Origin of the sequence: Thermosynechococcus sp. OHK43 (genome assembly GCF_014466085.1) — a bacterium.
GTDB lineage: Bacteria > Cyanobacteriota > Cyanobacteriia > Thermosynechococcales > Thermosynechococcaceae > Thermosynechococcus.
This window is the reverse complement of the sequence record NZ_JACOMP010000034.1, coordinates 1-9,400: the sequence shown is the minus strand read 5'-3', so window position 1 is coordinate 9,400 and position 9,400 is coordinate 1. Positions and strand designations below refer to the sequence as shown.

The window sequence follows — 9,400 nt, the reverse complement described above, 5'->3', positions numbered from 1 at the left end:
TGTCAGCCCCCTTTGGTGAGTGTGATTACTTCCATTGGTTGGGATCATTGGCAGCGGTTGGGCAATACTTTGGGGGCGATTGCGGGCGAAAAGGCTGGAATTCTTAAGCAGGGTGTACCCGCTGTTGTTGGTCCTGTTCCTCCAGAGGCAAAGACGGTGATTGCCGAGCGTTTAACAGCTTTGGCTTGCCCGACCGTCTGGCCAGAACCGGCGCAGTGGTGTGTTGAGCGGGCTGGATGGGCAACTTGGGGTGGCATTGAGTATCCCTTGCCTTTGGCGGGAGAAATGCAGTTAACCAATTCCGCGATCGCGATCGCCACACTGCAATGTCTGCAAGCTCAAGGCTGGCAAATTTCCCTAACAGCGATTCAACAGGGAATGGCACAAACCCGCTGGCCGGGACGACTGCAATGGTTACACTGGCAAGGGCGAAAACTGCTCATTGATGGTGCCCACAATGCTCCTGCAGCCGCTTATCTACGGCAATATGTAGATCAATTGGGCTGGACAGAGGTGACTTGGGTAGTGGGGATGCTAGCCAATAAGGATCATGGGGGGATTCTCAAACATCTCCTGCGAGCCGGCGATCGCCTGTGGTTGGTGCCCGTCCCGGATCACGCTAGTGCTAACTTAGAGGACTTGAAGGAACTTGCCTACACCTGTTGCCCTCGGTTAGGGGAATGCCGTCTTTTTAACGATGTGGCTGAAGCCCTCGACAGGGGGGGCGATCGCTGCGTGGTCTGTGGCTCCCTTTACTTAATTGCTCGTGTTTTGGGGGCGATCGCCAGCAAAGACTCTCAGGCAACTCAACTGTAGAAAACTAGCGGTGCTCAGCGAGACAACTCATCATCTATACCGGCAAAGATGGTACGGGGTCGCTGAATGCCCAAGCTTGGGCGGCTGTATCACTCAAGGCAAGACAAAAGGAAAATCGCTGACTCATATCAGGCAATTGGAGGGTATATTGCTGTGCTTGAAAAAGATGGCTGACCAGTCCCTGAAAAACGCTTTGAAACTCTAGTGATTGCTGTCTAAAAGAGCCGATATCTATGTGGGACACTCGCTTTCAAGGAGACACCTATTTCTACGGCACAGAGCCAAACGACTTCCTAAAAGCCCATGCCCATGACTTTAGGGCCCAAGGGCAAATTCTCTCCCTCGCCGAAGGGGAAGGACGTAATGCGGTTTATCTTGCTCAACAGGGATATGCCGTCACGGCTGTGGATGCCTCCCAAGTGGGACTGGCAAAAGCACAGCGCCTTGCTCAAGAAAGGGGAGTCTCAATTACCACCTATCACTGCGATCTGCGGGATTTTGACCTGGGTGAAAACGCCTGGGATGGAATTATTGCTATTTTTTGCCATCTGCCACCAGAGCTGCGTACCCTAGTCAACCAGCGCATTGTCAAAGCCCTCAAGCCCCAAGGCCTCTATCTCAGTGAGACCTACAGCAAGAAACAACTGGGGATGGGCACAGGGGGCCCGCCCACACTGGAACTACTGCACGACCTAGAGCAAATGAAGAGAGAACTGACGGGTCTAGAGTGGCTCCACGCCCTTGAAATCCAGCGGCACATCCATGAGGGCCAAGGCCATCGCGGGCGAGGCTGGGTGATCCAACTGATTGGCCGCAAGGTCTGATTGCTCATCTCATTGCAGCCGCAAGGGCAGGGTAAAATCAAGGTAATGTTGTTCTATTGCTATGCCGCCGCGACGCACCCGTAGCCAAGCCATTATTCTCGATGCCCTTAGAGCCAGCGGCCGATCCCTCTCGGCGCAGGAGCTTTTTTTAGAACTGCGGCAACGACATACACCCCTAGGTCTGGCAACGGTTTATCGCACCCTAGATAGTCTGCGCATCAATGGTGAGGTGCAAGCACGCCCCTTGCCCAGTGGTGAACTGGTCTATAGCTTGGTGCAGCAGGATCAGCACTACCTCACTTGTTTACACTGCGGCACATCCATTGGAATTGAGCAGTGTCCTGTACAGCAACTCGAAACGGCGCTACAGGAGTCCTATCACTTCAAGGTTTTTTACCACACCCTGGAGTTTTTTGGCCTCTGCGCAAAGTGCCAAGAAATGGCGCAGCGCTAAAGCGGTATTCTGGATTAGGCAAGTCTTCGGAAAGTGGTGTGATTGAATTTGCCAACTGTGCTTGGACTCGGGCGATCGGCCAAGGCTGGGAGAATCCTTATCGCGTTCGCTATGCCAGCAATTTAGACGATGGCCCTTGGCATGGAATGCCCCTCGGTGGCTTTGGCGCTGGCTGTATTGGCCGTTCCTCCGCCGGGGACTTCAACCTCTGGCACCTTGATGGCGGAGAGCACATCTTTGGCACCCTGCCCGCCTGTCAATTTAGTCTTTTTGAGCAAGGAGAGCGGACACAAGCCTACGCCCTAGGAACTCCCCCGAGCGATGGCCGCCTCAGTACTTGGCAATGGTACCCCACTGGTAAAGGCTTCTACGCTGCCCGCTATCCCCGCAGTTGGTTTGTCTATGAGGGAGTCTTTAGCGCCCAGATCACCTGCGAACAGTTTTCACCGATTCTGCCCCACAACTACCAAGAAACCAGTTACCCTGTGGCGGTGTTTCTGTGGACATTCAGCAATCCCACAGATCAGTCCCTCACCCTGAGCCTAATGTTCTCGTGGCAAAATACCGTCGGTTGGTTTCGCAATACTACCCCTTCCTCCGCCATTGCCATCCGCGATGATGGTAGCCCTGTCTATACCTACACGCCCCGCTGGGGTCAAAGTGACGGCAATTTTAATGAACTGATTCAAACGGCGTCTTTTCAAGGTTGGCGACTGCGGCGTATGCCCCACCCCAACCCACCCCAAGAGGGGGATGGCGAATGGGCAGCATTAATTCCCACAGGCCTTGGCGAGTTTTTTGGCTGTAGTCGCTGGCAGCCAGAGGGAGATGGGGCACAACTATGGCAATCATTTTCCGTGGATGGTTCCCTACCGTTTGTTCATGACCCCACCCCAGCGGCAGTGGGAGAACAGGTGGCCGCCGCTTTTGCCCTGCGCTTTTCCTTGGCACCGGGAGCAAGAAAACAAATTCCTGTGGTCCTAGCGTGGGACTTTCCCGTGACCGAGTTTGGCAAGGGGGTGATCTATTACCGTCGTTACACGGATTTTTGGGATCGCCGAGGGACTAATGCCGTCACCCTTGCCGCCCAAGCCCTCGCCGCCTATGCCACGTGGCAAGAGCAGATTCGCACTTGGCAAGCACCGATCCTCAGCCACCCCGACTGGCCGGACTGGTTCAAGATGGCACTGTGTAATGAGCTATACGTTCTCAGTAGTGGGGGGAGCCTCTGGAGTGCGGCCAGCGATCGCGATCCTGTGGGTCAGTTTGCCGTTTTAGAATGTCTTGACTACCGCTGGTATGAAAGTCTGGATGTGCGTCTTTATGGCTCCTTTGCCCTCCTGCAACTGTGGCCAGAGCTGGAAAAATCCGTGATGCGTGCCTTTGCGCGGGCCATTCCGACAGCGGATCCAACCCTGAGAATCATTGGCTACTTCTATCGCGGTGATCCCGAAACCGCCTACAAAGCGCCTCGTAAACTGGCCAATGCCGTTCCCCACGATCTCGGTGCTCCCAATGAGCACCCTTGGGAAAAGACCAACTACACGGCCTACCAAGACTGTAATCTGTGGAAAGATTTGGCCTCGGATTTTGTGCTGTTGGTCTATCGAGACTTTTTGTTCACTGGGGGGACAGATCTCGATTTCGCCCGTGAGTGCTGGTCGGCGGTGGTGGCAGCCTTAGACTATTTGAAACAATTTGACCAGGATGGCGATGGGCTGCCAGAAAATGGGGGTGCCCCGGATCAAACCTACGATGACTGGAAACTACAGGGAGTCAGTGCCTACTGTGGTGGCTTGTGGTTGGCAGCCCTAGAGGCGGCGATCGCCCTCGGCACGATTCTCCAACAACCGCAGGTGGAAACCTACCGCCAGTGGCTTAGCCAAGCTCGCCCCCGCTACCATCAACTGCTGTGGAATGGCGAGTACTATCGTCTCGATACGGGCAGTGGCTCCGATGTGATCATGGCGGATCAACTGTGTGGCCAGTTTTATGCCCAACTCTTGGGCTTGGTGGATATTGTGCCCCCCGACTGTTGCGATCGCGCCCTGCGGAAAATTTACGACACCTGTTTTCTCAAATTTCACAACGGCCAGTTGGGGGCTGCCAATGGTCTATTGCCCAACGGGCAACCTGAAAACCCCCACGCTACCCATCCCCTTGAAGTATGGACGGGGATTAACTTTGGCTTGGCCGCCTTTTTGTGGCAGCGGGGAATGACCCACGAAGCATGGCGTTTAGCCGAAGTGGTGGTACGGCAAATCTACGAGAATGGCCTGCAATTTCGGACGCCGGAGGCGATTACGGCCAAGGGTACCTTCCGTGCCAGTATGTACCTGCGCCCTATGGCTATCTGGGCACTGGCTCTTGTCAGTGGAGGCTCACAATCCGCCTAAAAATTTCGTAGCCTATTTTACATTGTTTTAATTGCTGAAACCGCGACAATGGCGACCAATAGGCTGCCCGTCTATGATAGGGGGTAGCGCCTCAATAACCCTTTCTCTAGATAATCTATGGATACTCTCAGCCAACGTTACCTACGTCTGTGCCAAGCCTATAGCCAACTGGCAGAACGCTATACCAAACTCGATATTGACCACATGACCCTGCGGGAAAAGCTCGTCCCTTTTCTGATGGCGTTCAAATACTACAAGCAAATGACAGAGCAGCTCATGGCTGAAAAAGAGGCCATGCAGCGGGAACTCCATGACCTGCGCGATCGCTACCAGTTGCTGGTGAGTCAAAACGGCAATGTTCCCATCCATGAAGAACTGCTCAGTGCCCTTGCTGAAGCAGAGGAGCAGATGGGACTCATTGAAGAAACCTTCAAGGAACAGGAGGCTGACCCAGATCCCAACCTGCTTCCCATTGAAAAGCAATTGCTGGAAGAATATACAAAAGGGAGTGGTGACTTTCAAGTCCTGCTCCCGCAAGTGTCGAGTCACTCCGGGGTTACTGCCTAGATGCTCTGGCCAGCCAGTGAAGAATTTGCTGCCCTCTGTCGCACCCAATTAGAACTCGTTGTCAACAGCTTGGGGGCCTCTTCACTGGCGGTCTACCTTAGTGAAACCCTCAACGACTCTCCCTCATGGTCCCCTGTTGCGGTTTATCCAGAGGCGGCACCCCTCCTGAGCGTACCCATTCCCCCGACACTACCACCGCCAACCGCAGCCCCAGAGACTGCTCTAAGCCATTACCCTCAACAGGTTGTCTCGTCCTTAGCCAATCAACTGATCCTGCCCCTGATGTACCAAAATTGGGTCTTGGGGGTACTGGTGGCACAGCGGCAACACCGTCCTTGGCTGGCAGCAGAGCAGGCACAATTGCAACAGGTGGCACAAACCCTGGCCATCGCCTGCCTCTTGGATCAACGGCAACAATGGCTCAGCCACTGCCGCGCCCACCCACTGGATCAACAGCAACAGCGCTTTGACGATCTGCTCCATCAACTGCGCAATCCCGTGGCCGCCATTCGCACGTTTGTCAAGCTCCTGCTCAAACGCTTGGAACCTGATCACAAGGGGCGTCCCCTCGCCGAAGGCATTGCCAAGGAAACAGAGCGGCTCATGGCACTGTTGGAGGACTATCGCCAACAGCGCAACGATATTCCCGTCTTTACGGGCAGACAGCCCCTACCCCTTGCGGGTAAACCCCTCGATCTAGCTGAAACTCTCTTGCCGCTGATCAGTGCCGCCCAAGCTCGCGCTGAAATGGAGGGTAAAACCTTTGTGGTGGAGATACCGCCTCAACTGCCGCCCATCTGGCTCGAGGAACGGGTGCTGCAGGAGGTTGTCGGTAATCTACTGGACAATGCTTTTAAGTACACCCCGCAAGGGGGCACGATTGGTCTGCGCTTGACGCTCTCGCCCACCGCCTTAGAGTTAACCGTTTGGGATACCGGCTGTGGCATTCCTAAGGAGGTGCAGCCGCGTCTTTTTGAACGGGGATATCGGGGGATTCAAGCGGACAGCGAGATTGAGGGGAGTGGTCTGGGCTTGGCGATCGCTCAGGATTTGCTGCGTCCCTATGGTCTAAACCTGCGGGTGACCAGTCCCTACGCAGGCGATCGCGGCACGGCCTTTACCTTGGCGATTCCCTGGCAAATGGAGGTGGAACCATGAGTGCTCTGAAACCGCGTCTTGCCAAGATCAGCAGTCAGGGGCATCAATTCCTTGTGGTGATCTTTGCCCTACCCCTATTGATCTCAGCCACAACGGGAATAGCCCATCGTCTTGGGCGCAGTTGGTTTGGGCTATCTAAAGACTTTGGGCGGGCAATGATGACCCTCCATGAGGGCCGCTATCTGGGGGAATGGGGCGTGCCGCTCTATGTGTTGGTCCTTGGCTTGGGCTTGCTGGGAATCATTGCTACGGGTTTGGGTCTCCTGTGGGGGCGATCGCTCCCTGGCCAGTGGTCAGCGCGGCGGCTACATCACCTCCTAGCTGGCATTGCAGCATTGCCCTTACTCGTGAGTGCCACGACAGGAATTGCCTATCGCCTTGGCCGCAACTGGTTTGGCCTCTCCAAGGAACAGGCGGCAATTTTCCTGAGCCTACATCAGGGAAGCTATTGGGGGGAGGTGGGGCGTCCCTTCTATGTGCTCTTGGTGGGGCTGAGTTTGCTGACACTTCTGGCCACAGGGGTGTCAATGCTGACTATCCTGCGACGGCTGCCCCACTGGCGTTCTAGGGTCACCCCAGAGACCTAGCTGCAAAATGTTACGAACTATGAGGAGGCGTTGCCAAAGGGGAGTACCTATGGAGTAATAAATACAGCACTTGATCGCGACTGTTATTCCATAAAGGAGTTGTTCATGGCGCTGACCGATACCCAAGTTTACGTTGCCCTTGTGATTGCCCTGTTGCCTGCGGTACTGGCATTTCGGCTTTCCACTGAGTTGTACAAGTAGTCAGAACGGTTGTTGCCAACTGGCTGCAGGGCTCTATTTCTCTAAAAATTTAAAAAATTTATTAGGCAGTTCCCCATGGCGTTGCTCAAGCAAAGGAGCTGCCTTTTTTCTTTTTATACTGATAGACAACTTGCCGTTCACGGTTTAGCCATGGCTCACTCTCTTCGAAAAATTCCTGCGATTGCCTGGGAAGCGGGTGCCAAAATTGCAGTGAATCTAGTGCTACTCGCCTTTGCCCTTGGGGCGATCGCCAAGCTGGTGCCCTATCAACTGAGTCAACTGCAAAAACTCCATGCCCTCGAAGCGGAAGTGGCCCAACTGGAGGCGCGAGTTAGGGAATTACAACGGGAACAGGAGCGCGATCGCCAGCCCCAAGCACGGCGGCGCATTGCCCAGGAGGAGGCCAATTTAATTGGCGCCAATCAGCGGCGGATCATCTGGATACAACCTAAAAACCCAAAGCAAGAACCCGATTAAGCCTAAAACCCTAAAACAAGGCCAAAACTAAACCACAGACACCACAGCGAGCGGCACTCAGGGAATCATAGGTCATTTTTCGTTTTTGCTGTTTGTACTGCTGAATCAGCGGATCCTCAAAGCTCAGGGAAATGATGAATTTTTGTCCCCTGTTTTGCGGCTTTTGGAGGCGGAGAACTCCCCCCTGATCCGAGGCCATGCCCACCACCGAGATGGGTTGCCCCAAGGGCAGCACCCACTCCTGATAGCGATAGCCAAGCGTTGTATTACTACCAAAGCGCCAATTCAATGACAGAACCCCTAAAGAGAAGGCAAGGGAATGGGGTTTATCCACTGGCCGCAGTTCATCTAAGACCTGCACAGCTTCAATCTCAGCACCGACAGGGTTCACCTCAATCTCCCCTTGATGATCGCGCAGAAAAAATAGGGTTGACTGCTCATGGCGGCCAATGATTTCCGAGGAGCGATCGCTCCCCTGTTTTTCATACTCGCGGCTGATAATCGTTTTGTAATAGACACAGGGAATGCGCTTCACTTCCGAGAGCAAGGGCTGAGACGCCGTTACTTGACCAACCACCTGCACATACTCGCGCCAACTGCCGCTACCCATCTCCTGAGCCACCTGTTGTTGGAACTTTTGTAACTCACCAATGGTGCTAGGACTGGCCACCTTTATTCCTCTGAGCTTCAGCCGATAATAGCCCTCAAGGGCAAAGAGAAAAGCCGATCCCGTTAAGCAAAGGTGAGCAAAAACCCCCATGGTTGCCGTTGAATCCCTCTGTGCTGATTTTAGCTTTATCGGCGGGAAGTCCCGCATGCTGCCAGAGGTTAACTCTTTTAACTCATCGACATTAGGCCAATGGTAAGGCCAAAGAGACCGTCAACAACGAGTGTACTCAAGACAGCGCCCATAAATCCCCATACGGGCAAGACGGAGCCACGACGAATCTGGGATTCAAAGAGGGGCAGCAGACCAATGAGGAGCAAACTCAGGCTCAAGAGAACCCCCCACACCTGGCCACTAAAGGTCTGGGCCTGAGCGATCGCCTGTGCAAGCATCTCCTGAACTGAAATGACATCCCCTTCGAGATACATAATGGCTCGCCAATGGGGAATCACATCAATCAAGTAAAAGTAGGCATCAGTGATGGCAGTGCCCAGAAAAGAGCCGCAAAAAAAGAACACGCCCACCAGTTGCTGCCGTTGCCGCAGGTGCCAGAGCATCAGCGGAATGGGTAAAGCCTCAATGGGCAAATGCCACAGGGGTTCCCAGCGCAACCATCCCCAGTAGAGCGAACCTGCCCCCCAACACCAGCTAAATCCATAAAGCATCTCACCCCAATAGCGGGAGTGGGGCTGGCGTTGGAGATAAAAACTGAGACCCACCAGCAGCGGCGTCAAAGCCAAACTCAGCCAAGGCAATGTCCGCACGAGAGGCGCCTCAATAAAAACGGGAATGGAGACCAAGCAGGCGGCAAAGCCAAAGAGCAACCAAGCTAGCCGTGAGCCAAGGCGCAGAGAGGAAAGTGTCGAGGGGGAAGTAAGAGCAGTCAAGGGAATATCGGAAATTGTTAACTTTTATTTCTTTCCTTTAAGGTATCACAGGCTGGAACGTCGGGAGCGGGGCGATCGCCGAGGCGCTTGAGAGCGCGCTTTGCGCCGCAGGGTTTCTGATAAATCAATAAAGGCATCCCGCTGCAAAATTGGGTAGGTGCCAATCCAGAGGCGATGGCGGGGTAGGAAAACTTCAGAAATCAATTCAATCTCTGCAAGATCAGGACGACGGGAGAGAACCAGCATTTCCGCTGCATCGCCAGGGCGAATCCCTCGATGTTGACGCAGCAATTTGGCTTGCACTCTGGTTTCAAAGCCCGTTTTATCGCCAATCTCCAGATTCAAGCAGCGTTCACGGTTCTCAAT

General features: G+C 54.2%; 10 protein-coding genes and 2 pseudogenes. 9 read left to right on the top strand and 3 right to left on the bottom strand.

The genetic code is table 11. The features are described 5' to 3' along the window. The 9 genes and pseudogenes from H8Q75_RS01590 to H8Q75_RS01550 all read left to right on the top strand — a co-directional run. A pseudogene (locus tag H8Q75_RS01590) lies at window positions 1-816 on the top strand (bifunctional folylpolyglutamate synthase/dihydrofolate synthase); the annotation flags it as partial. A 233-nt stretch (window positions 817-1,049) separates the two neighbouring features. After that, window positions 1,050-1,640, top strand: coding sequence for a class I SAM-dependent methyltransferase (locus H8Q75_RS01585; RefSeq protein WP_297039900.1), 591 nt, complete (start codon window positions 1,050-1,052; stop codon window positions 1,638-1,640). Between the two features lie 61 nt (window positions 1,641-1,701). Beyond that, the gene (locus H8Q75_RS01580) at window positions 1,702-2,094 is read left to right on the top strand and encodes a Fur family transcriptional regulator (protein WP_024124010.1); all 393 of its coding nucleotides are present in this window, start codon (window positions 1,702-1,704) and stop codon (window positions 2,092-2,094) included. A 38-nt stretch (window positions 2,095-2,132) separates the two neighbouring features. Beyond that, complete coding sequence (locus tag H8Q75_RS01575) at window positions 2,133-4,490, top strand: GH116 family glycosyl hydrolase (RefSeq protein ID WP_297039897.1); 2,358 nt, start codon at window positions 2,133-2,135, stop codon at window positions 4,488-4,490. Window positions 4,491-4,607: 117 nt separating this feature from the next. After that, window positions 4,608-5,057, top strand: a complete 450-nt coding sequence (locus tag H8Q75_RS01570) for a hypothetical protein (RefSeq protein ID WP_024124008.1) — start codon at window positions 4,608-4,610, stop codon at window positions 5,055-5,057. Beyond that, entirely contained in the window at window positions 5,058-6,215 is a 1,158-nt protein-coding gene (locus H8Q75_RS01565; protein ID WP_024124007.1) for a HAMP domain-containing sensor histidine kinase, read from the top strand. Beyond that, the gene (locus tag H8Q75_RS01560) at window positions 6,212-6,802 is read left to right on the top strand and encodes a hypothetical protein (RefSeq protein ID WP_024124006.1); all 591 of its coding nucleotides are present in this window, start codon (window positions 6,212-6,214) and stop codon (window positions 6,800-6,802) included. The genes H8Q75_RS01565 and H8Q75_RS01560 overlap by 4 nt, the downstream gene beginning before the upstream one ends. A gap of 105 nt (window positions 6,803-6,907) precedes the next feature. After that, on the top strand, window positions 6,908-7,003 hold the full coding sequence (psaM, locus tag H8Q75_RS01555) for a photosystem I reaction center subunit XII (protein ID WP_011056052.1): 96 nt from the start codon (window positions 6,908-6,910) through the stop codon (window positions 7,001-7,003). Between the two features lie 150 nt (window positions 7,004-7,153). Then, the gene (locus tag H8Q75_RS01550) at window positions 7,154-7,480 is read left to right on the top strand and encodes a hypothetical protein (protein WP_024124005.1); all 327 of its coding nucleotides are present in this window, start codon (window positions 7,154-7,156) and stop codon (window positions 7,478-7,480) included. 10 nt (window positions 7,481-7,490) lie between these two features. On the opposite strand, the gene H8Q75_RS01545 is transcribed toward H8Q75_RS01550, so the two are convergent. The 3 genes and pseudogenes from H8Q75_RS01545 to H8Q75_RS01535 all read right to left on the bottom strand — a co-directional run. After that, window positions 7,491-8,150, bottom strand: coding sequence for an E3 ubiquitin ligase family protein (locus tag H8Q75_RS01545; protein ID WP_297039877.1), 660 nt, complete (start codon window positions 8,148-8,150; stop codon window positions 7,491-7,493). Window positions 8,151-8,317: 167 nt separating this feature from the next. Further along, on the bottom strand, window positions 8,318-9,034 hold the full coding sequence (locus tag H8Q75_RS01540) for a DUF3120 domain-containing protein (protein WP_225871766.1): 717 nt from the start codon (window positions 9,032-9,034) through the stop codon (window positions 8,318-8,320). A 45-nt stretch (window positions 9,035-9,079) separates the two neighbouring features. Continuing rightward, window positions 9,080-9,400 (bottom strand): annotated as a pseudogene (locus H8Q75_RS01535) (phosphate ABC transporter permease); the annotation flags it as partial.